This window comes from Sphingomonas sp. M1-B02, assembly GCF_026167525.1.
Taxonomy (GTDB): domain Bacteria; phylum Pseudomonadota; class Alphaproteobacteria; order Sphingomonadales; family Sphingomonadaceae; genus Sphingomonas.
Genome location: NZ_CP110679.1, coordinates 2,224,770 through 2,251,764 on the forward strand (window position 1 = coordinate 2,224,770; position 26,995 = coordinate 2,251,764).

The following is a 26,995-nucleotide window of genomic DNA, read 5'->3' on the forward strand; positions in this document are numbered from 1 at the left end:
GCGGCAAACGAAAGTCGCGCCCCTGCTATGCCCCGGATTCTATGCCGTCAACGGGGTTGGGCCTTTGGATTTCGAGGGGGGTGTAAAGCGTAGCTGCCTCCGCGGGCGGGCCACGGCGGCTGGGCAGCGCCTCGACGCGGAGCGCGCGGACCTGGCCATAGAGCGGGAAGACGAGGATGCAACCGACTCGAACCGGCGCCGCGGCGCGCTCGATCCGGCGGCCATCGAGGCGCAGCGTGCCCTTCTCGGCGATCGCCTGCGCGGCGCTGCGCGTCTTGGCGATCCGCGCGAACCACAGGAAGCGGTCGAGCCGGATGCTCGCCCCCTCAGCCATTGCGCAGCCCGGCGAGCGCCGCAAAGGCATTGTCGGTCGGGGGCGCCTTGGGCGCGGGGATCGGGGTGAGCCCCTGCCAGGTCCAGCGCTGCGGCTCGCCCTCCTTGGGCCTTGCGCTGCGGAAGCCGAGCTGCGCCATCATCTGCGCCAGCGTCTCGGGCTTGATTCCCATCGAAGTGGCGAGCGCGGGATCGGGCGCGAAGGGCTTGCGGCCGCCCTTTCCTTCCTTGGCGCGGCTATCATGCGCGGCGCGTGCGATCCGCTCGACCAGATCGACCCGCACCGCCTGAGTACCCAGCGGACGGAAGCCGTGGGCAAGATCGGCGCCGGGAGCACCGCGCGGCAGCACGGTGGCGCCATCGGGCGGGGCATCGTCGGTCCCGGTCAGTTCGCGGCGCCAGCGTGCCGCTTGCGGCTTGAGCAGGCTCGGCGCGAACAGATCGAGCGTGCCGATCGTCACCCCCATCGCGCGCAGCCGCTTGCGCGCTTGCGGATCCAGCGCGTCGATCAGCCCACCGGCGGCACGGCGCGGGAGCAGCCCGCCCGATTCGAGCAACGCGCCGACGAGCGCGCGGAGCGGGGCTCCGGCGGCAGGATCGCGCATGGCGGCGTCGAGCTTGGCGAAGACCGGGAGCTGGCGGTCGATCAGCGCCGCAAACCAGCGATCGAGCCGCGCCTTGACGGCGATCCTGGCCGGGGGATCGAGCACGTCCAGCGCTCGATCGAGGACGATCTTGGGACGCGCGAGATGGGCGCCGCGCATAAGTCTCGCGATCGAAACGCCGCGCCATCGGATGTCCGCGTTTGCGAGCGACAGTTCGCCATCCTCTGCATCCACAAGCGCCTGCCCGCGCTTGCGCAACTCGGCACCCAGCCTTTTCTCGGCCGCCGCGAGCAGCATGCGCTTGTCGGCCGCGCGCGCATCGGGGGTAACGGTGAAGCGAAATCCTTCGAGCGTGCCGAGCGCATGTTCCTCGACGCTGACCTCGCCTTCGGGGCCAATCGTCACCGGCAGATCGGCGGGATTGGCGCCGATCTGGCGGAGCAAAACGGTGGTGCGCTTGTCGACGAAGCGCTGGGTCAGGCTGGCGTGGAGCGCGTCCGAAAGCTTTTCCTCGACCGCACGCGTGCGCTCGGCCCAGTGCAGCGGTTCCTCGAGCCAGTCAGCGCGGTGCGCAATATAGGCCCAACTGCGCGCCGCCGCGATCCGCCCGGCGAGCGTCTCGACGTCGCCCCCCATATTGTCGAGCCGGGCGATCTCGTCGGCGAACCATTGGTGCGGAACATGGCCATTGGCTTCGGACAGATGCCCGAACAGCCGCCCGACGAAGCGCGCATGCGGATCGACGCCCAGTTTGCGGAAATCAGGAAGACCGCACGCCGCCCAAAGCCGCGCCACCATCCGCGGCGAACGGACTCGGCTGCGTACCCAATCTTCCTCCGCGAGCCGCTTGAGCACGGCGAGATCGGTTGCCTCTGGCGCCGCGCGCAGCGCCTCCGATTGCGGACGTTGCTCGAGGCTGGCGACCAGATCGTCGATGCTGGACAAATCGGGCTCGCCCTGCCGCCAGTAGAGATTCTCGAGCGGCTTCACGCGATGCCCCTCGATCGCCAGCACTTCCTCCGGGGTAAAGGCGCTCGGCCCTTCCTCGTTCAGCGCGCCGAACGTGCCGTCGCGCTGGTGTCGCCCTGCCCGCCCGGCGATCTGCGACATCTCGGCGATGGTCAGCCGCCGCTGGCGCCGCCCATCGAACTTGTTGAGGCTGGCGAACGCGACATGCGCCACGTCCATGTTCAGCCCCATGCCGATGGCATCGGTGGCGACGAGATAATCGACCTCGCCCGCCTGGAACATCGCCACCTGCGCATTGCGGGTGCGTGGACTGAGCGCCCCCATCACCACCGCCGCACCACCGCGCAGCCGCCGCAGCGCCTCGGCCACGGCATAGACTTCCTCGGCCGAGAAGGCGACGATCGCGCTCCGCCGCGGCAACCGCGAAAGCTTCTTCGCCCCGGCGTAGCTGAGCGTGGAGAAGCGTGGCCGGCCGATGATCTCCGCCTCGGGGACCAGCGCCTTGAGCGTCGGCTTGAGCGAATCCGAACCCAGGATCATCGTCTCGGCAAAGCCGCGCGCACGCAGCAGCCGATCGGTGAAGACATGGCCGCGCTCGGGATCCGCGCCCAATTGCGCCTCATCCAGCCCGACGAACGCGACCTCGCGCTCCAGCGGCATGCTCTCGGCGGTGCACAGAAGCCATTTGGCCTTGGGCGGCAGGATCTTCTCCTCGCCCGTAATCAGCCCGACCTGGGCCTCGCCCTTGATCCGGACCACCCGGTCATAAACTTCGCGCGCCAGCAGCCGCAGCGGGAAGCCGATCATGCCGCTGGCATGCCCACACATCCGCTCGACCGCGAGATGGGTCTTGCCGGTATTGGTGGGCCCCAGCACCGCAGTGAGGGGCGAACGCGCGAACTGGCTCATGCCAAGCCAAGATTGCTCCGAGTCATGCCTTACGCAACACCCCGCGATTGAAAAGGCCTGTTAACCATGATGATTTATGGGCGAATATGGTGAGCATTTCCCTTCATCCTGAGTGGCGCACAGGTCGCCGCACCCCGCTTCACTGCGAAGGCTGCTTAATTTGACTTTAAGTCCCCCCTTTCACAGTGGTGCCTCCCAGGCCGGGGGTTGCGGCTATTTCGACGACGAATGCTTCGGGGGGCAGTACGCCTTGTTCCTGCGTAATGACCATGGGATCGAACTGGGGGGTGGCGGCACGACCGCGCCCGCGCTTGGGGCGCCGTCGTCCTCGCGCGCACTGGTCCTTTCGCGCCGACGCGGGCCCTTTTCGGACTTCGACTTCGCACCCGATCTAGGCGCACGCATCGGCACGCTGACCTGGTATCGCGGCGCCGTCACCTGTATCGGCCTATGCGCGCTCACGCTACTGCTGGCGCCGGGCTTCGAAACTCCGATCTACGGCACCATCGCGGCACCGCTGACCGGCAGCGAATGGGATGCGGCACGCGCCCAAGCGATCCGCCCGCTCGGCCAAGGCGGCACCACCGGCTATCGCGTCGCCGCGACCCGGCTCGTCGCGCCGCTCACCGATACCCCGGAACGGCCGATCATCAATCTCGACGCCAAGCTCGCCTCGGGCGACGCCTTGCTCGCGGTCCTCACGCGCTCGGGCGTCGGCAAGGGCGATGCGAGTCAGGTCGGCCAGCTCGTCACCCGCGCGGTATCGCTTGGCGAAATCCAGCCCGGCACGATGATCGATCTCACGCTGGGCCGCCGCATCGACAAGTCGCAACCGCGCCCGCTCCAGCGGCTCGCCTTCCGCGCCAAGTTTGACCTCAAGCTCGAAGTCGCGCGCAGCGGATCGACTCTCGCGCTGAAAGAAATCCCGATCGCGATCGACCATACGCCGCTGCGGATCCAGGGCATGATCGGCGGCAGCCTCTATCGCTCGGCGCGCGCCGCGGGCGCCCCGGCCAAGGCAGTCGAATCCTATATCCGTACGCTGGCTACCCGCGTGCCGGTGTCACGGCTTGGCTCGAGCTGCAAGTTCGACATTATCGTCAAGCAGGCGCGCGCAGAGACGGGCGAAGTCCAGCTGGGCGAGTTGATGTATGCCGGCGTCAGCCAATGCCCGAGCAGCGTTCAGCTCCTCCCTTGGGACAGTAGCGGCAAGACCGAATGGTTCGACGCGTCGGGGCGGGGCCAGAAAACGGGCATGATGGCGATGCCTGTCGCGGGACGGATCACGTCGAATTACGGATTCCGCGTCCACCCGCTGCTGCGCTTCAAACGCATGCACAAAGGCATGGACATCGGTGCGCCATATGGCGCGCCGATCTATGCGGCGACCGATGGCGTGGTCGCGATGGCCGGGCGCAACGGCGGCTACGGCAATTTCGTCAAGCTCAACCACGCCGGCGGCTTTGCCACAGGCTATGGCCATATGAGCCGCATCTACGTTCGCAACGGAGAGCGTGTGCGCAAGGGCCAGCCGATCGGCGCAGTCGGATCCAGCGGCATGTCGACCGGACCCCATCTCCATTACGAGCTCTATCGCAACGGTGCCGCGGTAAATCCGCGTTCGGTGTCCTTCGCGTCCGAGCGCAGGTTGGATGGCGGCGATCTGGGGGCCTTCAAGGCCAAGCTGGGGCAGCTGTTGGCAGTGCCGGTCGGTCGCGGAGCATTGAAAGACGATTGATCGACCAGCCTTCCGGTGAAAACCGGAATCGCGTCCTTCAGCCGACGCTGGGGCCCGATGAACCGGCTTGTGCCGAGATCCCCTCAGGCGTCACTTTCCCTGCGCACGCCAACGCTTGATCACGCGCTCGAGCATCAGTTCCTCGCCGCCGGTATCGCGCCACAGTTCGGAGAAGAGCGGATCGTCCGAAGCCGGGCGCTTGCCGTCCTCCAGGTTGTCGAACAGCAAGCGGATCGGAGTCGCGACACCCTCGCCCACCGCGATGCACTCGCGATTGCGCAGCGCCGGGATCGAATCGAGAAAGCCGCGCGCGCCCTCGGGCATCGCGGCCCGCACGAAGGCCTGGTCGCGGTCGTTGTTGAGCCGCATCGACAGAATCGTGCCGCATTGCGACAGCACGCCTTCGGCGAGATCCGAAGGGCGCTGCGTGATCAGTCCCAACGAAACGCCATATTTACGGCCTTCCTTGGCGATTCGGCTGAGAATGCGTCCCACCGAGGAATTGTCGGCATTGCGCTCGTTGGGAACGTAGCGATGGGCTTCCTCGCAGACGAGCAGGATCGGGCGCCGGCCCTCGTCGCGCGACCAGATCGCGAAATCGAAAACCATCCGGCTGAGCACCGCCACCACCACCGACGTGATTTCGGACGGGACGCCCGACACATCGATTATCGAGATCGGCTTGCCGTCGCCCGGCAGGCGAAACACCCGCGACAGGAAGGCCGCCATCGTATCGGCGACCAGCATTCCCGAAAACATGAAGGCGTAGCGCGGGTCGGCCTTGATCTCGTCGATCTTGCCGCGAAGCCGCAGATAGGGGGCGGTATCGGTCGCCTTGTCCATCTTGCCCATTTCGAGCTGCAGGATCTGGGTCAGGTCCGAAAGCAGATAGGGGATCGGCGCATCGGCCGTGACCTTGCCCACTTCCTGCGCCAGCCGGTTCTTGCCCTTGGCGATGAGCAGGCATCGGGAGAGGATATCGGCATCGACCTGGCGATCGGGCCCCTGCGTGGTGAGGAACACCTCGCAATGTTCCTCGAAGTTCATCAGCCAATAAGGCATCTGCAGGTTCGAGACGTCGTAGAGCTTGCCGGTCGTTTTGAAGGCGCTGCCATATTCGCCGTGCGGATCGATCATCACGATATGGCCCTGCGGGGCGGCGGCGCAGATGCGGTGGAGGATCAGCGCGGTTGCTGTCGACTTGCCGGTACCGGTCGATCCCAGCAGCGCGAAATGCTTGCCGAGCAGCGCGTCGATATAGAGCGCCGCGCGGATGTCCTTCGTCGGATAGACGTTGCCGATCTCGATATGCGCACGGTCGTCGGCAGCGTAGATCTGCTTGAGGTCGGGGGTGGAGACCGGAAATATCGGGCAGCCCGGCGTTGGATAGCGCGTGACGCCGCGGCGGAAATTATAGAGTTTGCCGGTGAGCTTCTCTTCATCGCCTTCGCCCAGGAAGTCGATCTGTGCGGCGATGCGATCGCCCTCGAGCTTTAGCGAGCGAACGTTGGCAATCAGCCAGATGGCGCCGACCCGCATCTTTACCTGACTGCCGACCTGCCCCGAATTCGTTACGGCCGCGTCGGAATTGCCCCCCAGCGCTTCGAGTTCACTCGAATCGAACATCACCCGGCTGGACGATCCGGCGATCTCCAGCACGGCGCCGATCGGCTTCACGCCCGAGCGCGACGGGAGTGCGTCCCCCGATGAAATGGGCGCTGCGTTCTCGAATATACGCGCGCCGAACTGGCCTTCCATCGGATACTCTCCATCTTCGGAAAGCAGCCTGCACTTGATCTGGTAAATATTGGGTGTGCTCCGAAGCGCTAGAATCGCCGCCAGAGCGCGCCCGCTGCCCAGCCGAACAGCACCGACAGCGCCACCGCGACCAGGCCATAGGCAACCGAATATTGATCGGCGCTGTGCGCGACGAAACGCTCGAACCCGGACTTGCGGATGTCGATCGGGCGGACCGCGGCCGCGAGCACGCGACCTTTTCGGATCAGGAACGTCTCGGCGGTGAACCTGCCAACCGGTACGCGGGCGGGGATCGCAAGGCGAGCGCGATAGAGCACACCGTCGGTGATTTCCACCGCGCGTGGCGCCTCGTAATAGAGTCCGCCGCGGGTCCGCAGGTCGACTAGACCATGGTCGAAGCGCTGCTGGACGTCCGGCAACGCACTGGAGGCGGGCGAAAGTTGCAGCCCGCTCACGCCCAATTCGAAGATGGCGCGAGTACGCTCGTCGACGACCTCGGCGATCGGGCGCGACGAGGCGATCGCATAGAAGCTCGGCGCCGAGCGATAGCGCATCGATTCGGCGTTGACCCAGATGCCCGCGACCTTCTCCTTCTCGCGTACCAGCACCGACTGCACCGGGCCCTTGACCACGACGACGATATCGACCGGCCCGTCCTGCGGATCGGGCGCACGCCCGCCGGGATAGAGGATCGCGCCGAACAGCAGCAGTTCCGCGCCGGTGAAGGAATATGCGATCTCGATATTGCGCTGCGAGACATCGGGCACCAGCAAAGGCTTGGGGCCGGGCTGGGCTTGCCCCAAAAGCAGGGGCGCGAGCAGGAAAAGCGCCCGGCGCCTCATCCGACGAACTCGACCGAATAGATTTCGTCGGGCCGCCAGACGAGGCCGAGCAGCATCCGCATCGCGACCAGAAGCACGATCACCGCCAGGATCAACCGCAGATTTTCGGGCTTGGCCTTTTGCGCGAGCCGGGCGCCTATCTGCGCGCCGGCGACCGATCCGAGGAGGAGCAGCACCGCCAGGACGATATCCACAGCCTTGGTCGTGGTGGCGTGGACCATCGTCGCCGCCGCGGTCACGAACAGAATCTGGAACAGCGACGTGCCCACGACCACGCGCGTCCCCATGCCGAGCAGATAGAGCATCGCCGGGATCAGGATGAACCCGCCGCCCACGCCCAGCAGCATCGTCAGAATGCCGGTGAAGAAGCCGAGGATGAGCGGTGCGAGCGGCGAGATGTAGAGACCAGAGGCGTAGAAGCGCCAGCGGAACGGCAGCATTGCAACCAGCGGATGATGCCGCCGCTTGCGCGCGGGCGCCATCCGCGCGCCGCGGCTCACTCGGACGCTCTGGATCGATTCGTGCAGCATCAGCCCGCCGATCGAGCCGAGCATCAGCACATAGAGGATCGCGATCACCGTATCGATCGCGCCGCTCGCCCGAAGGATCTGGAAGAGGAATGCCCCCGCGATGCTACCGAGCACCCCGCCCACCACGAGCACAAGGCCCATATGGACATCGACCCCGCCGCGCCGAAAATAGGCAAAGACGCCCGAGACGCTTGCGCCGGTCACCTGGCTAGCCGCCGAAGCGGCGGCAACGGTGGGCGGGATGCCATAGAAGATCAGCAGCGGCGTCGTCAGGAAACCGCCGCCCACTCCGAACATGCCGGAAAGCAACCCGACGCCGAACCCAAGCGCCACGATCACCAGCGCATTGACCGACAGGTTGGCGATGGGGAGGTAGAGGTCCATGGCGAACAGGCGATAGCGGGTTTGCGGCGCAGCGCAAAAGGGCGCGTCAGAAATCGACGCCGACCGTGAAGGCGGGGCCCGAGCCGGGCCGCGCGTCACCAGCCACGCGCTGGCGCCAATCGAGCGCAAAACGGAAATTCTGGCCGGCGATCGGGAGCGCGAGTGTGGCCGACGGGCCGATGTCTAACCGTGCCGCATCGCGCTGCGCGGCGCCCCACACACCCGCACCGATCGCGAGCCGCATGCCGCCTGTCTCCACAATCTGACGCGTGATGCGGGCCGCCCCGTCGGCATAGGGTTCGGTCCGCGTGCGTCGGATCACGCCCGCCTGGCCATAGGATTCGAGGCGAAAGCCTGTGGCCACTGCCGTGTCGTAGCCTGCGATCACGCCAAGGCCCGGGCCGCCCTTCGTTCCGTCGAGCCCGAATCGCTGTTCGACCACTAGCCGCACCGGCGCCCGCGTCGGCTGCCATTCCGCACCGACCGCCACCTCGCGGCCTTTGCCCGAGAGCGGACCGACGACCCGGCCAAACAAGGATACCCGCGCCTTAGGCGCGAGCAGCCACGCGATCCGCACCCCGGCCTGGCTGCCGCCGATCTGGCCGCCCCCCGGCGCCGCGCCCAGGCCGGTGCCGGGCCGCGCGGCAAACCAGGCGCTGGCCGACCAGCGCCGGGGCAGCGGAGCAAGGCGATCCGGCGTTTGCGCAAACACGGCCACGGCGACTGCAGCCGCCGGCACGAGCGGGCTTTTCCGGCCTGAAGGCGCGGCCTGGGAGACCAGTGTAGCCAGGTCCGTTTGCGACGCGGCCGGATCGGGGTCCAGGTCCTTTGCGGCAGCGATCCCGGGCGGTGCAATCGCGATAGCCACGCTCGACTCGGCCCCTCGCGGCGCCGGCGGGGGGCGGCGTGCCGCCTGCGCCGTACCCATTGGAATCAATTGCTTGATCGCCTCGGGCAGGGATCCTGCTTCCGGCCAGAGGATTGCCATCCGCGCACCCACCCAGCCGATCGACACCAGTCCCAGGAAGCGCAGCGGCCGGCCGCGCCCGATCACGCTGTGGCCTGTTCTGGGTTCTCCGGAAACTGATGCGCGGTCTTGTCCCATTTCGGAGCGCCGCCCGATAGCAGACGCAGATACATCGCAAATGCCAGCCGCGCGGCAAGCAGCGAGACATAATTGCTGACCAGGAAACGCGGCGTCGACCAGAATGCCTGTCGCCAGTCATAAGCGCGCCATACGAACACCGCGCGGACGACCAGCCGCCATAGTAACAGTCCGAAATTGATCATCAGCAGCGTCTGGACGAAGGGCGGCAGCGCCGGGGCGGACGACCCGCCGATAAAGTGCCCGAGCAGCGACAAGCCCCACACCACCAGCGCGCAATAGGCGACCACCAGCACGGGGATTGCCAGCGTCGCGCGCCGATCGCGCATCCGCATCCAATGATCGCCGATCCCGGCCACGGGTCCCCAGCCGACGCGATCCCAGCCCGCGAGCGCGATGCCGGTCATCCAGCGCGCTTTCTGGCGAACTGCGGCTGGAAGCCGGCTCGGAAAATAGGCGCGCACGGCCACCGGTCTGCCGCCGGGACATTCGGGATCGCGCGCCAGCAAGGTTCGTCCACCCATCACGCCGATCGTCAGGCCAAGCTCATAATCCTCCGTGAGGCTGGTGGCATCGAACGGGGCCCCGCCGCGCGCATCGGCGATCCGGCCGATCATGTCGCGTCGGATTGCGCAGCCGACGCCGGCCAGGGGCATCCCCGCACCGACCGCGGAGCGAACCAGCATCTGCTTCGCATGCGCTTCCGAAAACTCGTCGCAATAATGGCCCGAGACGAAGCGTGACGCGGGATGGCAGAGCGGAACCACCGGCAACTGCACCGCGGCATGCACCCCAAGATGCCGTGCGAACACTCGGAACTCCGACGGGTGGACGATATCCTCGGCATCGTGGAGCACGATCGCTGAGACCGGTCCCTCCTCGCTCGTCGCGCAGCAGCGCACGCCAGAGCGCGTTCAGGCAATCGGCCTTGGTCGTCGGTCCCGGTGTCGGACCGACGACCAACCGTATTCGTGAATCGCTTTCCGCAACGCCTGCCACTGCATCGATCGTTGCTGGATCATTGGGATAGGTGCCGACATAGATGCAGTAGTCGGGGTAATCGAAGCGAGCGAGCGCGGTGCGCAACATCTGCCCTATAACTGCCGATTCATCCCACGCCGCAACGAAGACGACGATGCGTCCCCGCTCCGCCTCGCCCAAGGACGTGAATTCCTTGTTGGCTTCAGGTCCACGAAGCGCGAGACGAAATAGTCGTGCGGCATAGATGCAGTCTACCAACAGGTCGTCTAGTCCACCGACCAGGAACCAGATTGCAGCAAACAACGTCGTTTCACGCGCCATCGAATCGATAGCACCCATCAACATATCATTTCCTGCACGGCTTCCCCTCCGATTCGGACCTGATCTTATCCGCTACTATCAGCGTAACGATCAAGAACTATCGATCGCCTGAAGCGATCACCTCCATATTGGAGCGGGTTTCATTCCGCTGGACACCGTGTCCGCCACAGCTAGGGTGTCCGCCTACCTGGGGGAGGTATCATGAAGCTCATTGTCCGTCTTGGCGTTCTGGCGCTCGTCGCTGCACCATTGGCGGCCATTGGCGCGATGAGCGACAACAGCCCGCAAGTGGAAATGGCCACCCCCGGTGTCGGCAATGGCGCGATCGAGCGGTTCACCGCGCGCTTCAACCAGGCGATGATCCCGCTCGGCGATCCCCGCGCCGCCGGTCCGTTCACGGTCGAATGCCCGGTCGCTGGTGAGGGTCGCTGGGTCGATCAGCAGACGTTCGTCCATGAATTCGCCAGCCCGCTCCCCGGCGGGGTCACCTGCACCTTCACGCTCAAGGACAAGCTCAAGACGCTCGCCGGCTATGCCGTCGGCGGCCAGACCAAATTCACCGTCGACAGCGGCGGCCCGATCGCCCGGACCGTGCTGCCCAGCCGCTATGGCGGCGAGATCGAGGAGGACCAGGTCTTCCTGGTCGCCGCCAACCTGGCGCCCGACCCCGCTTCGGTGAACGCCAATGCCTATTGCGCGGTCGACGGGCTGGGCGAGAAAATTCCGGTCGATGTCCTGCCTGCGGACGTGCCGGGCAAGCTGATCGCCGGCCTCGGCACCGATCAATGGGCGGTGCAGAGCTTCCTTGAAGAAGCCGGCCTGCCCAAGGCGCTGCCCGCTGCCGCGGAAGATCGCGCCAAGGCGACCGCGACCGTCGTCGCGCTCAAATGCCGCCGTCCGCTACCGCCGGGCCGCGACATGGCGCTCGTCTGGGGCGCCGGGATCAAGAGCCTATCGGGCCGCCTCGCCGGGGCCGACCAGCGCTTCGACTTCACCGTCCGCAAACCCTTCACCGCGCGCTTCGAATGCTCGCGAGTCAATCCGCAGGCGGGCTGCAACCCTGTGCAGGACGCGACCGTCCGCTTCACCGCCGCGATCCCGCGTGCGCAGGCCGAGGCGATCCGGATCAAGCTGCCCGACGGCAAGGAGCTCGCGCCCTTGCTCTCGGCCGAGGACAAGCGCCGCGGCGCCATCGCCGACGTCAAGTTCAAGGGTCCCCTCCCCGCTGCGATCACCGCACAGTTGGTCCTGCCCGCCGACGTCACCGATGAGAGCGGCCGGAAACTCTCCAACGCCGAGCGCTTCCCGCTCGACATAAAGATCGACGAAGCCCCGCCGCTGGTGAAGTTTGCCGCGGACTTCGGCATCCTCGAGGCCAAGGAAGGCGGGGTGCTGCCGGTCACCGTGCGCAACGTCGAGGAAAAGCTTCCCGGCAACCAGATGGCCGTCGATGGCCAGAGCCTGCGCGTCGAGGGCGGCGACGGCGAGATCGCCAAATGGCTGCGCGCGATCAGCGACGCCGCCTCGACCAAGAGCGACGAGATCAAGAAGGGCGAAGAGGTCAGCTACATCAACCAGACCGGCGCCAAGCCGTTGCTGACCAAGGCCAATGGCAAGCCGTTCGAAGTCTCGCTCCCCGGCAAGGGCAAGGAATTCGAAGTGGTGGGCATCCCGCTCGCCAAGCCCGGTTTCTATGTCGTCGAGATGGCCAGCCCGCGGCTCGGAAACGCGCTGCTGGGGCGCAATGCCCCCCGCTACGTCGCCGCCGGCGCGCTCGTCACCAATATGAGCGTCCATTTCAAATGGGGGCGCGACAAATCGCTGGTCTGGGTGACCCAGCTCGACAGCGGCGCCGGGCTCGGCGGCGTCGAAGTCCGCGTGACCGACAGCTGCACCGGCCAATTGCTCGCCAGGGGCACCACCGACGCCTCGGGCCGGCTCGGCGTCCCCGCCGGCCTCCCCCAGCCCGAAACCTATGCAAGCTGCGATGCGGGGAGCAGCGCGCCGCTAATGGTCTCGGCGCGCAAGGCCGACGATTTCAGCTTCACGCTCACCGAATGGGGCGAAGGCATCCGCCCCTATGATTTCGACCTGCCCTACGGCCATTCGAAGCCCGAGCAGATCTTCCACACCGTGTTCGATCGCGCATTGGTCCGCCAGGGCGAGACGATCCATATGAAGCATATCGTCCGCGAACCGATCGCGACCGGCTTCGGCACCTCGCCCGCCTTCACCGGCACGCTGCGCCTGTCGCATCGCGGTTCGGACACCAAATATGACCTGCCGCTGAGCATCGACGCCAACGGCACCGGCGAGACCGAATGGGCCGCACCCGCCGGCGCCAAGATGGGCGATTACGACCTCCAGGTCTCGCTCAAGGATGCAAACGGCGAAGAGCGCACGATCTACACGTCGCAATCGTTCAAAATCGACGAGTATAAACTGCCGACGATGCGCGCCTCGGTGGCGGGCCCCAAGGAAGCCGCGGTGCGGCCGCGCACGCTGCCGCTCGACTTGTTCGTCGGCTATCTCTCGGGCGGCGGCGCGGGCAATCTGCCGGTCGAACTGCGCGTCGGCTGGTTCGAGGGCTTCCCGACCCCCTCGGGCTATGAAAGCTACAGCTTCGGCGGGCGTCCGCTCAGCGAAGGCGTCAAGCCGCTCAACGGCGATAGCGAGACCGACGAGGAATCGACACCGCTTCCGCCAACCCAGACGCTGCCCGTCACGCTCGGCGGCGACGGCACGACACGCACCACGGTCGACGTGCCCCAGACGCTCGACCAGCCGACCAACATGCAGATCGAGATGGACTATCAGGACGCCAATGGCGAGATCCTGACCGCCTCCCGGCGAATTCCGATCTTCACCTCTGCGGTTCAGCTCGGTGTGAAGACCGACGGCTGGCTGATGAAGCAGGACGATCTGCGACTGCGCTTCGTGGCGCTCGACACGTCGGGCAAGCCGCTCGCCAACCAGGCGGTCTCGGTCGAGCTCTACAGCCGTGAGATATTGACCGCGCGGCGCCGGCTGATCGGCGGCTTCTATGCCTATGACAACCAGATGAAGACGACCAAGCTGGGCGCGACCTGCTCGGCCACCACCGACGCGCAGGGCCTCGCGACCTGCCAGCTCAACCCCGGCGTCTCGGGCGAGGTCTATGCCGTCGCGACCACCAAGGACGGTAACGGCAATGTCGCCCGCGCCACCCAATCGGTGTGGCTGGTCGGCGACGAGGATTGGTGGTTCGGCGGCGACAATGGCGACCGGATGGACCTGATCCCAGAGAAGCTCGAGTATAAGGCGGGCGAAACCGCCAAGTTCCAGGTGCGCATGCCCTTCCGCGACGCAACCGCCTTGGTCACCGTCGAGCGCGAAGGCGTGCTTTCCAGCTTCGTGGTCGGCCTCTCGGGCAAGGACCCCGTAATCGAAGTGCCGATGCCCGCCGCCTACGCGCCCGACGTGTTCGTATCGGTGATGGCCGTCCGCGGCCGCGTCTCGGGCATGTCCAACTGGGGATCGAACCTCGCCCGCGACTGGGGCGTACCCTTCTTCTCGAAGGACGGCGGCAAGCCGACCGCGACGGTCGATCTCGCCAAGCCTGCCTATCGCCTCGGCATGGCCAAGGTGAAGGTCGGCTGGGAAGGCCATCGCCTCGGCGTCGCGGTCAAGGCCGAGAAGCCAAGCTATGGCGCGCGCGAAACGGCCAATGTCGACCTCCAGATCAAGAACCCCGACGGCAGCCCCGCGGCCTCCGCCGACGTCGCCTTCGCCGCGGTCGACGAAGCCCTGCTCCAGCTCGCGCCCAACGAAAGTTGGGACGTTCTGACCGCGATGATGGGCGAACGCCCCGTCTCGGTGCTCACTTCGACTGCGCAGACGCAGGTCGTCGGCAAGCGCCACTACGGCAAGAAGGCCGTCGAGGCCGGCGGTGGCGGCGGCGGCGATCTCTCGGGGCTCAACCGCGAGAATTTCCAGCCGGTCTTGCTGTGGAGGGGCAAGGTCCCGCTCGACGCGCAGGGCCGTGCGCGCGTCGCCGTGCCGTTGTCCGATTCGCTGACCTCGTTCAAGCTCGTCGCGATCGCCACCAACGGCGCGCAATTATTCGGATCGGGCGAGGCCAGCGTGCGCACCGCGCAGGATCTCAGCATCTATGCCGGCGTGCCGCAGCTGGTGCGCACCGGCGACACGTTCGGGGCGATGTTCACGCTGCGCAACGGATCGGACAAGCCGATGCGCGTCACTGCCAATGTCGAGGTGAGCCCGCGGGTCGCGACCGGGCGACCGCTGACGGTGGACATCCCGGCCGGCGGCGCCGCGCCCGTTACCTGGAATCTCACCGCGCCGCCCGCCGAAGGCAAGCTAAACTGGACCGTCTCGGCGCGTTCGGCCGACGGCAAGGCGCTCGACAAGATCCGCGTCACCCAGGACGTGATCCCGGCGGTTCCGGTCGAAACCTGGGCCGCGAGCCTCGCGCGCGTCGGCGACGGCACCAGCTTCTCGATCGCCCCGCCCGCGGGCGCCTTGCCCGGCTTCGGCATGGTCGACGTGACGCTCGCCGACACGCTCGCGCCGCCGCTCCAGGGCGTGCGCGACTATATGACGGCCTATCCCTATGGCTGCTTCGAGCAGCGCCTCTCGAAGGCGATCGCGCTCGGCGACAATGGCGCGTGGAACCTGCTCGCGGGCGAAATGCCCGCCTATCAGGATGGCGACGGACTGCTGCGCTACTTCCCGGGCGAATGGCCGGGTTCGGAGGCGCTGACGGCCTATGTCCTCTCGATCACCGCCGAGGCCGGGCTCCCGCTGCCCGAAGCGCCGCGCGCGAAGATGATCGATGCAATGAAGGCCGTCCTCGATGGCCGCCTGCGCCGCGAGGATTATGGCGACGTCCGCCTCCAGCGGCTTGCGGCATTCGCGGCGCTCGCGCGGCAAGGCGCAGCAACAGGCGCGATGCTCGGCCAGCTCGGCATCACGCCGGCGGACATGCCGACCTCCTCGCTCGCCGACTATATCGCGGCGCTGGCCAAGGTTCCCGGGCTCGCCAACGGCGCGCAGCTCCGCGCCGCTGCCGAACAGGTGCTGCGCACGCGCCTGGTCTATGAAGGCACGCGTATCGACTTGAGTGACAAGGGCCGCATGCCCTGGTGGCTGATGGCCTCGGACGACGGCGCCGCGATCAAATCGGTGATCGCCACGCTCGGCCGCCCCGGCTGGCAGAACGACTCGGCCAAGATGATGGTCGGCGTCGCGATGCGCCAACAGCGCGGCCATTGGGACACGACCACCGCCAATGCCTGGGGCACGATCGCCGCACGCAAGTTCAACGCGCTCTATCCGGCCGAGGCAATTGCGGGGATCACCACCGCCAGCTTCGGCAGCAGCACGATGAGTCGCAACTGGCCATTGATGGAGCCGCAGCGCAGCTTCAGCCTGCCCTTGCCCGCGGCGACCACGCCGCTGGTGCTTCGCCAGGCCGGCGGCGCAGGCCCCTGGGCGTTCGTCCGCGTCAAGGCGGCGGTGCCGCTCACCCAGCCGCTGATGGCGGGCTATAAGATGACCAAGGCAGTCAGCGTCGTCCAGGCGATGACTCCGGGCCGCTACACGCGCGGCGATGTTATCAAGGTGACCATCACCGTCGAGGCTACGGCCGAGCGCAATTGGGTGGTGATCAACGATCCCGTCCCCACCGGCGCGACGGTGATCGGCAGTCTGGGGGGGCAATCCGAGATGCTGGGCGCGCAGGCGGGGACCAGCGAAGGCGTCTCGCCCAACTGGATCGAGCGCGGGCGCGATTCGTGGCGGGCTTATTATGGCTGGGTGCCGCGCGGAAGCTTCACCGTGTCGTACGTGATGCGGCTGAACAGCGCGGGTCGGTTCAGTCTGCCGGCGACGCGGGTCGAGGCGATGTATTCGCCCGAAATCCGCGCGCAGATCCCCAACCAGCCGGTGGTCGTGGCGGAGCGGTAATGCGCGACCTCCACTTCCCTTCCTTCGTCATCCCCGCGCAGGCGGGGATCCAGAGCCAAGCAGGACATAGCTTGTGACCCTGGATCCCGGCCTTCGCCGGGATGACGGAAGCGGGGTGGGCATTGGAGCGAAGCTCAAGCGGCTCGCCCGACGCATCGACGCACTACCCGCCGCACTCGGCGATTGGTTCGTCACCCAGCGCTCCGTCCGGCGGGAACAAGGCTGGCGCGGCATCCTCACGCCCCCGCGCATCCTGATCGCCGGCGCGACGCTCCTCCTCGCCACCTTCGCCACCGCTTACTGGACCACCCTCCCCCCCGCGCTCCCAACCCAGGCTGCGGTCCGCGCCGCGTGGCAGCCGTCCGAAGCCTGGCTTTACGATCGCAATGGCCGGCTGATCGACAGCAGCCGCATCGATTACCAGGCCCGCCGCCTGGCCTGGGTCCGGCTCGAAGATGTGTCGCCTGTCGCACGCGAAATCCTCGTCGTCGCCGAAGACCGCCGCTTCAAGAGCCATGGCGGCATCGACTGGTGGGCGCTGGGCGGGGCAATCCGCGACCAATGGCAGGGCAGGCGCGCGCGGGGGGCCTCGACGCTCTCCATGCAGGTCGCCGCCTATCTCGCCCCTGAGCTAGCCAGCCCCGGGCATCGCGGCATTCGCGACAAGCTCCGCCAGATGCGCGCCGGCGCCGCGCTCGACGGAACCTGGACCAAGGACCAGATCCTGGAGGCCTATCTCAACCTCGCCGGCTTCCGCGGCGAGGCACAGGGCATCGGCGCGGCTGCGCTCGGCTTGTTCGGCAAGACGCCCGCAACGCTTACCCGTGACGATGCGCTGCTCCTCGCCGCCTTGCTCCCCAATCCTGGCGCTGGCGCGAGCGAAGTCGCGCGCCGCGCGTGCGCGCTCAGCCATGATGCCGATTGCACCCGATTCGCGGGTGCCGCGGCCTCGATGCTCGGTCCGGCGCGCAGCCTTGCGCTCGATCCCGGCCTCGCCCCGCACCTCGCCGATCGCCTGCTGGACCAAGGCGGCGCGAGGATCACGACCACGCTCGACGCGCGCGTCCAGGCGGTCGCGATCGCCGCGCTGCGCCGTCAGCTCCAGGGCCTGGGGGGCACGCGCGCGCGCGACGGCGCTGTGGTCGTGGTCGACAATGCGAGCGGCGACGTGCGCGCTTATGTCGGCGGGATCGGCGGCGAATCCACCGCCCCCGCAGTCGACGGCGCCTCGGCATATCGCCAGGCGGGCTCCACCCTGAAGCCCTTCCTGTTCGGGCTGGGCATTGAGAAAGGCTATCTCACCGCCGCGTCGATCCTCGACGATTCGCCCGTCCAGCTCGACACCGCCTCCGGGCTCTACGTCCCGCAAAATTACGATCGCGCCTTCAAAGGCCCGGTTTCGGCGCGGATCGCGCTCGCCGGATCGCTCAATGTCCCCGCCGTGCGCACGCTCCTGCTTACCGGCGTCGACAGTTTCCGCGACCGGCTATGGGACACCGGCTATCGCGGGCTGGTTGAGGACGGCCAATATTACGGCTTCTCGCTCGCACTGGGATCGGCCGAAGTCACGCTGGTCGAGCAGGCTGCCGCCTTCCGAAGCCTCGCCGTGGGAGGCCGCTGGGCGCCGCTGCGGCTCACCATGGATGCACCGCGCGCACGCCCCCGCCAGATCCTCTCGCCCCAGGCGGCGTGGATCGTCGCCGACATGCTCGCCGATCCCAATGCCCGCGCGGGCACGTTCGGAGTCGATTCGGCGCTGCGCCTGCCCTTCTGGGCCGCAGCCAAGACCGGCACGTCGAAGGCGATGCGCGACAATTGGTGCATCGGTTTCTCGGATCGCTTCACGGTCGCCGTCTGGGTCGGCAATCTGGAGGGCGATCCGATGCGCGCAGTCTCGGGCACCAGCGGCGCCGCGCCGGTATGGCGCGACGTGATGATGGCGCTCCACGCCGCCACCCCCGGCAAGGCACCCCCGCGCCCGCCGGGCATCGACACGCGCACGATCCATTTCGCCGATGGAATCGAGCGACCGAGGCGCGAGCATTTTCTTGCCGGAACCGCGCTCATCGAAGTCGCAGCGGCGCCCGCTGCATCGCGCCGCCCGCGCATCGTCAATCCGGTGGCCGGAAGCGTCTATGCGCTCGATCCGGACATCCCGCCCGACAAGCAGCGGCTATCGATCGCGGTTTCGGGAGAAGCGACGGGGCATCGCCTGCTGCTCGACAGGCAGGATCTGGGATCGGCCGATTCGCACCCGCAGATCCCGCCACGGCGCGGCCAGCACCGGCTGCGGCTGATCGATCTGGGCGGGCGCGTCGTCGATCAGATTCTCTTCACGGTTCGCTGACGAGTCCGAGCGCGTCTCGGGACCTAATCGTGGGTCCGCGCGTTCAAGGCGCGGTCCTTTACCCTTTTTGGACCGTGCCTTCCGGGCACCGGCCGCGCCGCCGCATCGGCGCGGCCGAACCCCGAACGGCTTTCACCGTCCGGGGCCCGCGACGAACGCTTAGTAATAGAAGCCCGGCATCACGCGGATGACGCGGCCGCGACGCGTGTCGATCAGCAGCACGTCGTTATAATGACGCACCCACCGCTGATAGCGGCCCAGCGGCGGCAGGCGATAGCGCCACGGATCCGAAATCACATAGCGCGAGCCGTAATAGGGCGCACCGATGCGCGCACCGGCGCTGAAGCGGGTGTAACGGAAGGGCGCATTCCACGAACCGCGCGCGAACACGCTGCGGTTGCTGTTACGATAGCTCCGCCAGTCGTCGTTGCCCCAACGGCGATTGCGATCACGCAGATCCTCGCGATATTCCTGGCGCGCGCCGCGCACATCGCGACGCTCGTTGCGAATGTCGCCGCGATCGCCGCGACGCTGGGCCTGGCGCAGTTCGCGGGTTTCTTCGCGGATGTCCTGGCGGTCGCGGCGCAGTTCGCGCTGCGATTGGGCGCTGGCGGCGGTTGGCAACGCCACAGCTGGCATGGCAACGGCTGCCAGTAGCGCCGCGGTGATATATTTCTTCATACGACCTCCTCGAAAGGCAAAGCCGGCGGTTCTGCCGGCACGCAGACTTTCTGGAGCATCCGTGCTGAACGAGGCGGGAACGGGGTCGTCAGCAACCAGCAAGGATGATTACTGGTTCCCGCCGCCCGGTGGGCCGCCGCCGCCCATGCCCGGCGCGCCGACGGTGCCGATATTGCCGAACAGATCCTGGAAGAAGCCGCGCTTGCGGCCCAGCGTCGGCGTCTTGTCGCCATAGGGGTCGATGGAAGCGATCAGCTTTTCGTCCATGCGATCGACCGCCGCGACATTGCCTGCCGCGTCAAAGCGCACCCGCAGCGTCAGCTGGCTGCGCACCTTGGGATCGCTGAAGGCCAGATTGCTCGCATCGCGCGAGACATAATACCATTCGCCTTCGTTGAACTGACTGGTCAGCGTCGGGCGACCGAGGGTCTGAAGCACCGATTCGCGATTGTCGACGCCCGGCTGGATCGTATCGACGAGCTCCTTGTCGACGACATAGCCCTGGTGCGTGCGCACCGGCGTGCAGGCGCTGGCGCCGAGAAGCGCGAGCGTCGCGGCAATGCCGGCCAGGCGGACGGGAAAGGGCATCATGGTCTCCAGGCGCAAACGAGTACGGGTGCGGATTGCATCGCACGGCTTTCGCCTCAATATGCGGCAAAATGCGGCCAAACAAGGTTCGCGTCCCGATCAGACATGGACGACAGATTATGGGATTGCTCAAGCGGCTGTTCGGCGGCCCGGATCGCGGCACTGCGCCGGCGCTTTACGGCGCCGTGGTGGCCGAGGGTCGCGCGCCGCATTGGTACCAGGCCGGGCAGGTGCCCGACACGATCGACGGTCGCTTCGACATGATCGCCGCGGTGCTCGCGCTGGTGCTGCTTCGGCTCGAGCAGGAGGAAGCGGGCAAGGCGCCGAGCACGGGGCTCGCCGAATGTTTCATCGAAGACATGGACGGTCAGCTGCGTGAGATCGGCATCGGCGACGTGGTGGTTGGCAAGCATATGGGGCGGATGATGGGAATGCTCGGCGGGCGGCTGACCGCCTATCGCGCGGGCATTGCCGAGGGCAGCCTCAAGGAGGCGTTGGTGCGCAATCTCTATCGCGGGGAGGCCCCCGGCGATCCCGCGCTGGCGCATGTGGAAGCGGAATTGTTCGCACTTCGCGCGCGACTCGCGGGGACGCCGGTCGCCACGATCGTGGCCGGACAGCTGCCGAGATGACCCCCGAATTTTCGCGCCCGCATCGCCTTGACCGGATCGGCGCGGGCGAAAGCGATGTTCACGTCGCCGCGCAAGGCGAGGAGCTGAAGGCGATCGCGCGCCGCTTCGGACTCCCCGCCGTCGAGAAGCTGGAGGCCAGCTACCGCCTGCGCCGCGAAGCGCTCGGCGTCCTTGCCCGCGGGCATCTGTCGGCGCAGGTCACCCAGTCCTGCGTCGCCACCGGCGTGCCGCTGCCTGCGCGAATCGAAGAGGATTTCGCGATCCGCTTCCTCCCCGAGCCCGGTGCCGACGACGCACCCGAGGAAGTCGAGCTCGACGAATCGGAGTGCGACACGGTCTTCTACAGCGGCAATGCGATCGACCTGGGCGAAGCCGCGGCCGAGACGCTGGCGCTCGCGCTCGATCCGTTCCCGCGCAGCCCCGACGCGGAAGATGCGCTCAAACAAGCCGGGGTGCTGGGCGAAGGCGAAGTTGGGCCATTCAGCGGGCTGGCGGCGCTCAAGGACAGGCTGACGAAGGGCCAGGGCTAGATGAACGTCGCTCGCCAGGCCTCGGCCTTGTCGAGCGCCGGCTGGTCGTCGACGTCGATCCAGTCGAGATCGCCGCACTCCACAGCCAGCGCGGTCCCAGCGGCTGCCAGAATGCGCATCCCCTCCGTCAGCGAAGGCGCCTCCAGCGTGCGCAAGGCCGCAAACAGGGCCGGCCCGATCGCGAACACGCCGGTGTCGAAGCAATCATACTCTGCCAGCCCCTTGCCGATCGCGACGATCCGCTCGCCGTCGGTCGCCACGCAGGTGACGTCGTCAAGGTCGACCCAGTCGCTCCCGATCCGTCGGTCTACCCCCAGGCGCGCGCCCGCGCCGGCACCCGCCTCAGCCATCCGCCGGTAGAGTGCCGGATCGACGAGATGGTCGCACATCGCCAGCAGCGCATCCGCGCCCGCCACCAGCGGCTCGGCCGCCAGCAGCGAGGAGCCGTTGGGCTTCCGGTAATCCTCGACCCGCACGGTCTCGACGGCGATCGGCCAGCTTCGCGCGGCGATATGCGCCTCGATCGCCTCGGCGCCATAGCCGAGCACGACGATCACGCGGCGCAGCCCCGCCTCCGCCAGCCCCTGCACGGCATGGTCGAGCAGCGGCCGCCCGGCGACGGGGCACAAAGGCTTGAACGGCGCGGCCGGGCGAAGGCGGCTGCCCTCGCCCGCCGCGAGCAGGATCGCGGTCTCGATCACCTCACTGGAGCGTGATGAAGTCTTCGACCGCCAGTTGCGCCAGATCGTCGGTCATCTGCGTGCGCGGATGCTTGCAGAAATAGGCCGATGCCGCATCGATCGGGCCACCCAGGCCGCGATCCTTGGCCAGCATCGCGCAGCGGATCATGTCGATCGCGACACCGGCGCTGTTGGGGCTGTCCTCGACCGAGAGGCGCAGCTCAAGGTTCATCGGCACGCCGCCGAACATCGAGCCTTCCATGCGCAGGAAGCAGACCTTGTTGTCGTTCTGCCAGGGCACATAGTCCGACGGGCCGATATGGACATTCTCGTCCTCGAGCCGCTCGGCAGCGACCGACTGGACCGCCTCGGTCTTCGAGATCTTCTTCGACGCGAGCCGGCGATGGTTCGACATGTTGAGGAAGTCGGTATTGCCGCCGGTGTTGAGCTGATAGGTCCGCTCCAGCTTGACGCCGCGCTTGGCGAACAGATCGGTCAGCACGCGGTGGACGATCGTGGCACCCAGCTGCGCCTTGATGTCATCGCCGATGATCGGCACCCCCGCGTCGGTGAACCGCTTCGCCCATTCCGGGTTGCTGGCGATGAAAACCGGGATGTTGTTGACGAATGCGACGCCGGCTTCGAGCGCGCATTCGGCGTAAAACTCGCTCGCTTCCTGCGAACCGACCGGCAGATAGTTCATCAGCACATCGGTCTTGCTCTCACGCAGGGCCGCGACGACTTCATCCTTCGTCGGCTCGGCCGCATCGGCGAGCATGAAGGTGCGATCGTCATTATAGTCGGCCATATGCTCGGCGACGCCGTCGAGGATCTTGCCCATCCGCACCTTGGCGCCGGTGGTCTCGATCGTCTCGCAGAAGATTGCGGTGCAATTGGGCTTGGCGAAGATCGCCTCTGCCACGTCCTTGCCGACCTTGCGCTTGTCGACGTCCCAGGCCGCGACGACCTGGATGTCGCTGGGGCGATAGCCGCCAAGGTCCCAGTGCATCAGCCCGATCGTCTGGTTGGCACCGTCACGATAATGGGAGAGGCCCTGGACGAGGGAGCTGGCGCAATTGCCGACTCCCACAAGTGCGATGTTGATGCTCGTCATTGCTGCGTCACGTCCTTTGGGTGGGGGATTCAGGATTGGAAAGGGGTGCGGAAGCGGCGCCGGTGAGGCGCGCTTCGACGGCGCGGTGCCAGGCCAGGCCGAGGATCAGGACCAGCGTCAGCGGAACGATCTCGAACCACCAGAACAGACGCGGATTGCCGGCAAGGCAGGCGAGGAAGATCGCGACGACGCGGGTGTTGGCGCTGAGCAACCGCATCAACCGCATCGGCTGCGTCGCCTGGCTGCCATAGGCATCGGCGAGTGCGGCGGACGAGGGCGAACGCGACAGCGCCGCGTCGAAACGATAGGCGAAACGATCGATGATACCCGCCACCCCATCGTAGAGAAGGACCAGCGGATTGCCGCTGGGAACGGGCGCGGCGACCGCAACGCCCCGGCAGCGCCGATGGAAGCGCGCCCGCTCGCTCTCATAGAAGCTCGATTGGACCGCATGGAGAAGGCCCGCCGAAACCGCCAGCACCCAGCCTTCCACCGTTCCGATGGAAAGCGCGAGAACGATATAGATCATCGCGAACACGCCGTGATCGCAAAGTCCGTCCAGGAAGCGCCCCAGCGGACTGGCCGTGCCAGTCGCGCGGGCGATCATGCCGTCCAGCCCGTCGGCGATCAGCCATCCCACCGATAGCAACAGTCCGAGCAACGCGAAGGGCCATAGCGCCCAATTGGCATAAGCAAGCGCGGCGCCTGCGCCAAGGACCAGGCCGCAGACCGACACTGCGTTCGCGGAAACGCCACGCGCGATGAACCACGGCAGCAAGGCACGCCCGGCTGGGTGTATGATCCAAAGGTTGGTCGGATCCTCGATCCGGCGATCCCGCGACCGGTCCGGCAAAGGAGGAGTCATCGTAGCGTCACGTACTACTCAGACTAGGCCTCCAGCAAGTCATTTTACGCGCGCGATTGTGTCACGATGCGCACCGTCGCGACGAAACGCACGCTCATTCCTGCGTCGCGATCCCCCGGGCGAGCATTGAGGCCACGACGTCGGCGATCGTCTCGGGGGACACGTCGTCGTTCCACACGCTGTAGCGCAGCCCCAGGAACACGTTCATCCCCATGATCGCCCAGGCGTGGATTTCGCCGACGTCCGGCCTCACCTCGCCCCGCTCGGCGGCCGCCTGCAGGCGTCGAGCGATGCGATCGGCGGTGGTCGCATAGTGCATGCGGAAGCTTTCGGGATCCACGAACTCGGCTTCGTCGATGATCCGATAGATTTCCTTGTGCGTGCGCGCGAACTTGATGAAGGCCAGCAACGCCGCCTGCTCCGCGGCAATCTGGTGCGGCGCATCCTTCAGCGCCGGGGCGACATGCGCGCGCACCTGATCGGACATGTCTCGGACCAAGGCGCGGAACACGTCGTCCTTGGAGTCGAAATACGTATAGAAGCTACCCAGGGCGACGCCCGCACGACGCGTGATCGCGCTGACCGACCCCTCGTGAAAGCCTTTCTCGCCGAACTCCTCGGCCGCGGCATCCAGTATCGCGCGCAGGGTCCGGCGGCCGCGTGCGGTGCGCGGTTCCTTGCCGGCGCTCGCCGCCGTCTCGCCTGGGTCCAGCATTGTCACTGTGACCTCTTTGCCACGACCCTCCGCCATTCGCGACCCTCCCCTGACCGAATCCAAGTTGAAACCTGGTTCAGGTTTCAGTATAGCGTTGGGCTATCGCTTACAACCCGCACGAACGACGGGTCATTTCTGGGGAGGAACACACCATGTCACGCCTGAATCCGTCTGCTCGCCATCTGCTTTTCGCCGGGGCCGCGCTTGCCGCCCTCACCGCCACGCCCGCCTTGGCGCAAGACGCGACCCTCGCGGAGGCGCAGACCGATACCCCGGCTGCCCCCGCCCAGACGGCGGACGGCGAGATCGTCGTCACCGCGCGCCGCCGCGAAGAAAATCTTATCGACGTGCCGATCTCGATGTCGGTCATTTCGGGCGATTCGCTGGTGCGCAGCGGCGCCGCCGACATCACTGCGCTGCAGGACAAGACTCCCAACCTCACGCTGCAGATCGCGCGCGGCTCGAATTCGACGCTGATCGCGTTCAGCCGCGGCGTCGGCCAGCAGGATCCGCTGTGGGGCTTCGAGCCGGGCGTGGCGCTCTATATCGACGACGTCTATGTCGCCCGCCCGCAGGGCGCCGTGCTCGACATTTTCGACGTCGAGCGGGTCGAAGTACTGCGCGGTCCGCAGGGCACGCTTTATGGGCGCAACACGATCGGCGGCGCGGTCAAATATGTCACGCGCAGGCTCGGCAACGAGTTCAAGGCGAACGCCCGCGCCTCTTACGGCTCGTACAATCAGCTCGACCTGGTCGGCCAGGTCACCGTGCCGATCGGCGACAGCTTCGCGATCGGCGGCGCCGTCGCCCGCTACAAGCGCGACGGCTTCGGCGAGAATCTGACCACCGGCGCCGAACATTATGACAAGGACGTCATCGCCGCGCGGCTTTCCGCCGAGTTCGCGCCCACCGACAACATCTTCTTCCGCGTCGCCGGAGACCGCGTGCTCGACAAGTCCAACCCGCGCCACGGCACCCGCCTGCTCCCCAACGGGGTCGATCCGATCTACGCGCCCACCGCCAGCATCTATGACACGCGCGCCGGGATCGGCGACGACAATCGCGTCGAGACCAAGGGCCTCTCCGCCACCGGCGAGATGGGGCTGAGCAACTCGCTCACCTTCAAGACGATCAGCGCATGGCGCGAAGGCCATACCGACACGGTCATCGATTTCGACAACACCCGGCTGCCCACGCTCGACGTGCCCGCCGAATATGACGACCGACAATTCACCCAGGAGCTCCAGTTGCTCTATGAGGGCGATCGCATCCAGGGCGTGGTCGGCCTATACTATCTCAACGGCCGCGCCAGCGGCGCCTTCGACACCGTGGTCGGATTGCTCAACACCACCACGCTCACCTCGGGCACGGTCTTTACCAAAAGCTATGCGGCGTTCGGCGACGTCAGCTTCGACCTGACCGAGCAGTTCAAGGTCTCGGCCGGACTGCGCTATACCAAGGACGACAAGACCGGCACGGTCTTCCGCCGCAACTATACCGGCATCCGCAGCCCCTATTTCGGCAACGCCGCCGCGGTGCCCGGGCTGATCCGCACCGATTACACCAACAGCCGCAGCTTCGAGAAGCTCACCCCGCGGATCAGCATCAGCTATCAGCCGCGCGGCGATCTCAATTTCTACGCCAGCTATGGTAAGGGGTTCAAATCGGGCGGGTTCGACATGCGCGGCGACGCGGTGTTCACTCCCACGACGGTCAACGGCTATGACCCCGAGACGATCGACAGCTATGAGCTGGGGATGAAGGGCGCGTTCCTCGATCGCATGCTCTTCGTCAATCTCGCCGGCTTCTACTCGAAATATAAGGACCAGCAGGTCACGATCCAGGTCCCCGCGCTGCCGAGCGGGATCGCCAGCTTCGTCGACAATGCCGGCAAGGCCGATATCTACGGCGTCGAACTGGAAATGCGCGCGGTCCCCTCGCGGCATTTCTCGGCGACCGCGTCGTTCGGCTACACCAATGCCGATTATAAGGAATTCCTGACCTTCGTCGGCGGCGGCACCACCCCGGTCGACGTGGCGGATGACCGCGTGTTCCAGAACACTCCGGAATTCACCGTCAACGCCTCCGCCACCTGGTCGGCGGATCTCGCCGGCGGCACCTTGTCGTTCACGCCGGCAGTCTCGCTGCGCAGCGATTTCAACATGTTCGAGATCCCGACCCCGGCGCTCGATCAGGACGGCTATGCGCTGCTCGATGCGTCGCTGAACTGGACCTCGGGCGATGGCCGCTATCGGATCGGCGTGGCAGGGCGCAACCTGACCGACGGGCGCTACCGGGTCGGCGGCTACAACTTCCCCGGCGCCTTCACCGGCAATTCGATCATCGGCTATTATGGCCCGCCGCGGACCGTGACCGGCACCGTCGAAGTCCGCTACTGACG

At 66.8% G+C, this 26,995-nt stretch carries 19 protein-coding genes and 1 pseudogene; 6 read left to right on the top strand and 14 right to left on the bottom strand.

What is annotated here, in order from left to right; translation table 11 throughout:
* Nucleotides 1-25 precede the first annotated feature (25 nt).
* Both OKW87_RS10740 and OKW87_RS10745 read right to left on the bottom strand, forming a co-directional pair.
* Nucleotides 26-334, bottom strand: a complete 309-nt coding sequence (locus OKW87_RS10740; RefSeq protein ID WP_265539357.1) for an RNA-binding S4 domain-containing protein — start codon at nt 332-334, stop codon at nt 26-28.
* Nucleotides 327-2,816, bottom strand: coding sequence for a helicase-related protein (locus tag OKW87_RS10745; RefSeq protein WP_265539359.1), 2,490 nt, complete (start codon nt 2,814-2,816; stop codon nt 327-329). The genes OKW87_RS10740 and OKW87_RS10745 overlap by 8 nt, the downstream gene beginning before the upstream one ends.
* Nucleotides 2,817-3,066: 250 nt before the next feature.
* Here OKW87_RS10745 and OKW87_RS10750 point away from each other — a divergent pair, with 250 nt between their 5' ends.
* Entirely contained in the window at nt 3,067-4,554 is a 1,488-nt protein-coding gene (locus tag OKW87_RS10750; protein WP_265539361.1) for a M23 family metallopeptidase, read from the top strand.
* A gap of 90 nt (nt 4,555-4,644) precedes the next feature.
* Here the strand turns inward: OKW87_RS10750 and OKW87_RS10755 are convergent, their stop codons facing one another.
* The 6 genes and pseudogenes from OKW87_RS10755 to OKW87_RS17475 form a co-directional block, all read right to left on the bottom strand.
* Nucleotides 4,645-6,312: an ATP-binding protein gene (locus OKW87_RS10755; RefSeq protein ID WP_443025050.1), complete on the bottom strand. Its 1,668-nt coding sequence runs from the start codon at nt 6,310-6,312 to the stop codon at nt 4,645-4,647.
* 68 nt (nt 6,313-6,380) lie between these two features.
* Entirely contained in the window at nt 6,381-7,154 is a 774-nt protein-coding gene (locus OKW87_RS10760) for a TIGR02186 family protein (protein WP_265539363.1), read from the bottom strand.
* Nucleotides 7,151-8,068: a sulfite exporter TauE/SafE family protein gene (locus tag OKW87_RS10765; protein WP_265539365.1), complete on the bottom strand. Its 918-nt coding sequence runs from the start codon at nt 8,066-8,068 to the stop codon at nt 7,151-7,153. Before OKW87_RS10765 ends, OKW87_RS10760 begins: the two co-directional genes overlap by 4 nt.
* A 46-nt stretch (nt 8,069-8,114) precedes the next feature.
* On the bottom strand, nt 8,115-8,936 hold the full coding sequence (locus OKW87_RS10770) for a hypothetical protein (RefSeq protein ID WP_265539366.1): 822 nt from the start codon (nt 8,934-8,936) through the stop codon (nt 8,115-8,117).
* Between the two features lie 182 nt (nt 8,937-9,118).
* Nucleotides 9,119-10,075 (bottom strand): glycosyltransferase family 2 protein, encoded by a 957-nt coding sequence (locus tag OKW87_RS10775; RefSeq protein WP_322740311.1) that lies wholly within the window; start codon nt 10,073-10,075, stop codon nt 9,119-9,121.
* A 55-nt stretch (nt 10,076-10,130) separates the two neighbouring features.
* A pseudogene (locus OKW87_RS17475) lies at nt 10,131-10,499 on the bottom strand (glycosyltransferase); the annotation flags it as partial.
* 177 nt (nt 10,500-10,676) lie between these two features.
* Here OKW87_RS17475 and OKW87_RS10780 point away from each other — a divergent pair.
* Together OKW87_RS10780 and pbpC are read left to right on the top strand one after the other, a co-directional pair.
* Nucleotides 10,677-16,442, top strand: a complete 5,766-nt coding sequence (locus OKW87_RS10780; RefSeq protein WP_265539368.1) for an alpha-2-macroglobulin family protein — start codon at nt 10,677-10,679, stop codon at nt 16,440-16,442.
* A gap of 250 nt (nt 16,443-16,692) precedes the next feature.
* Nucleotides 16,693-18,789, top strand: coding sequence for a penicillin-binding protein 1C (gene pbpC / locus OKW87_RS10785; RefSeq protein WP_265544093.1), 2,097 nt, complete (start codon nt 16,693-16,695; stop codon nt 18,787-18,789).
* A 159-nt stretch (nt 18,790-18,948) separates the two neighbouring features.
* Here pbpC and OKW87_RS10790 read toward each other — a convergent pair whose 3' ends face one another.
* Together OKW87_RS10790 and OKW87_RS10795 are read right to left on the bottom strand one after the other, a co-directional pair.
* Nucleotides 18,949-19,470: an RcnB family protein gene (locus OKW87_RS10790; RefSeq protein WP_265539370.1), complete on the bottom strand. Its 522-nt coding sequence runs from the start codon at nt 19,468-19,470 to the stop codon at nt 18,949-18,951.
* A 108-nt stretch (nt 19,471-19,578) separates the two neighbouring features.
* Nucleotides 19,579-20,058 (bottom strand): outer membrane protein assembly factor BamE, encoded by a 480-nt coding sequence (locus OKW87_RS10795; protein ID WP_265539372.1) that lies wholly within the window; start codon nt 20,056-20,058, stop codon nt 19,579-19,581.
* Between the two features lie 119 nt (nt 20,059-20,177).
* Here OKW87_RS10795 and OKW87_RS10800 point away from each other — a divergent pair, with 119 nt between their 5' ends.
* Complete coding sequence (locus tag OKW87_RS10800) at nt 20,178-20,690, top strand: ubiquinol-cytochrome C chaperone family protein (protein WP_265539374.1); 513 nt, start codon at nt 20,178-20,180, stop codon at nt 20,688-20,690.
* A complete protein-coding gene (locus OKW87_RS10805; RefSeq protein ID WP_265539376.1) occupies nt 20,687-21,220 on the top strand; it encodes a YceD family protein in 534 nt (177 codons plus the stop codon). Before OKW87_RS10800 ends, OKW87_RS10805 begins: the two co-directional genes overlap by 4 nt.
* Here OKW87_RS10805 and OKW87_RS10810 read toward each other — a convergent pair.
* From OKW87_RS10810 to OKW87_RS10825, 4 genes are all read right to left on the bottom strand, one after another.
* Nucleotides 21,217-21,921: a phosphocholine cytidylyltransferase family protein gene (locus tag OKW87_RS10810; protein ID WP_265539378.1), complete on the bottom strand. Its 705-nt coding sequence runs from the start codon at nt 21,919-21,921 to the stop codon at nt 21,217-21,219. The genes OKW87_RS10805 and OKW87_RS10810 overlap by 4 nt on opposite strands.
* A 1-nt stretch (nt 21,922) precedes the next feature.
* Nucleotides 21,923-23,014 (bottom strand): inositol-3-phosphate synthase, encoded by a 1,092-nt coding sequence (locus OKW87_RS10815; protein ID WP_265539379.1) that lies wholly within the window; start codon nt 23,012-23,014, stop codon nt 21,923-21,925.
* Between the two features lie 7 nt (nt 23,015-23,021).
* Nucleotides 23,022-23,879: a CDP-alcohol phosphatidyltransferase family protein gene (locus OKW87_RS10820; protein ID WP_265539381.1), complete on the bottom strand. Its 858-nt coding sequence runs from the start codon at nt 23,877-23,879 to the stop codon at nt 23,022-23,024.
* A 94-nt stretch (nt 23,880-23,973) separates the two neighbouring features.
* Nucleotides 23,974-24,594 carry a TetR/AcrR family transcriptional regulator gene (locus tag OKW87_RS10825; protein WP_265544095.1) on the bottom strand — a complete coding sequence of 207 codons (621 nt, stop codon included), beginning with the start codon at nt 24,592-24,594 and terminating at the stop codon, nt 23,974-23,976.
* 152 nt (nt 24,595-24,746) lie between these two features.
* Between OKW87_RS10825 and OKW87_RS10830 the strand changes: the two genes are divergently transcribed.
* Nucleotides 24,747-26,993, top strand: coding sequence for a TonB-dependent receptor (locus OKW87_RS10830; protein WP_265539383.1), 2,247 nt, complete (start codon nt 24,747-24,749; stop codon nt 26,991-26,993).
* Nucleotides 26,994-26,995 lie beyond the last annotated feature (2 nt).

Excerpts from the sequence above, each read along its gene's own strand:
- OKW87_RS10740 (WP_265539357.1), bottom strand. The coding sequence starts at position 334 with ATGGCTGAGGGGGCGAGCATCCGGCTCGACCGCTTCCTGTGGTTCGCG.
- OKW87_RS10745 (WP_265539359.1), bottom strand. The coding sequence starts at position 2,816 with ATGAGCCAGTTCGCGCGTTCGCCCCTCACTGCGGTGCTGGGGCCCACC.
- OKW87_RS10755 (WP_443025050.1), bottom strand. The coding sequence starts at position 6,312 with ATGGAAGGCCAGTTCGGCGCGCGTATATTCGAGAACGCAGCGCCCATT.
- OKW87_RS10760 (WP_265539363.1), bottom strand. The coding sequence starts at position 7,154 with ATGAGGCGCCGGGCGCTTTTCCTGCTCGCGCCCCTGCTTTTGGGGCAA.
- OKW87_RS10765 (WP_265539365.1), bottom strand. The coding sequence starts at position 8,068 with ATGGACCTCTACCTCCCCATCGCCAACCTGTCGGTCAATGCGCTGGTG.
- OKW87_RS10780 (WP_265539368.1), top strand. The coding sequence starts at position 10,677 with ATGAAGCTCATTGTCCGTCTTGGCGTTCTGGCGCTCGTCGCTGCACCA.
- OKW87_RS10790 (WP_265539370.1), bottom strand. The coding sequence starts at position 19,470 with ATGAAGAAATATATCACCGCGGCGCTACTGGCAGCCGTTGCCATGCCA.
- OKW87_RS10795 (WP_265539372.1), bottom strand. The coding sequence starts at position 20,058 with ATGCCCTTTCCCGTCCGCCTGGCCGGCATTGCCGCGACGCTCGCGCTT.
- OKW87_RS10800 (WP_265539374.1), top strand. The coding sequence starts at position 20,178 with ATGGGATTGCTCAAGCGGCTGTTCGGCGGCCCGGATCGCGGCACTGCG.
- OKW87_RS10805 (WP_265539376.1), top strand. The coding sequence starts at position 20,687 with ATGACCCCCGAATTTTCGCGCCCGCATCGCCTTGACCGGATCGGCGCG.
- OKW87_RS10815 (WP_265539379.1), bottom strand. The coding sequence starts at position 23,014 with ATGACGAGCATCAACATCGCACTTGTGGGAGTCGGCAATTGCGCCAGC.
- OKW87_RS10820 (WP_265539381.1), bottom strand. The coding sequence starts at position 23,879 with ATGACTCCTCCTTTGCCGGACCGGTCGCGGGATCGCCGGATCGAGGAT.
- OKW87_RS10825 (WP_265544095.1), bottom strand. The coding sequence starts at position 24,594 with ATGCTGGACCCAGGCGAGACGGCGGCGAGCGCCGGCAAGGAACCGCGC.
- OKW87_RS10830 (WP_265539383.1), top strand. The coding sequence starts at position 24,747 with ATGTCACGCCTGAATCCGTCTGCTCGCCATCTGCTTTTCGCCGGGGCC.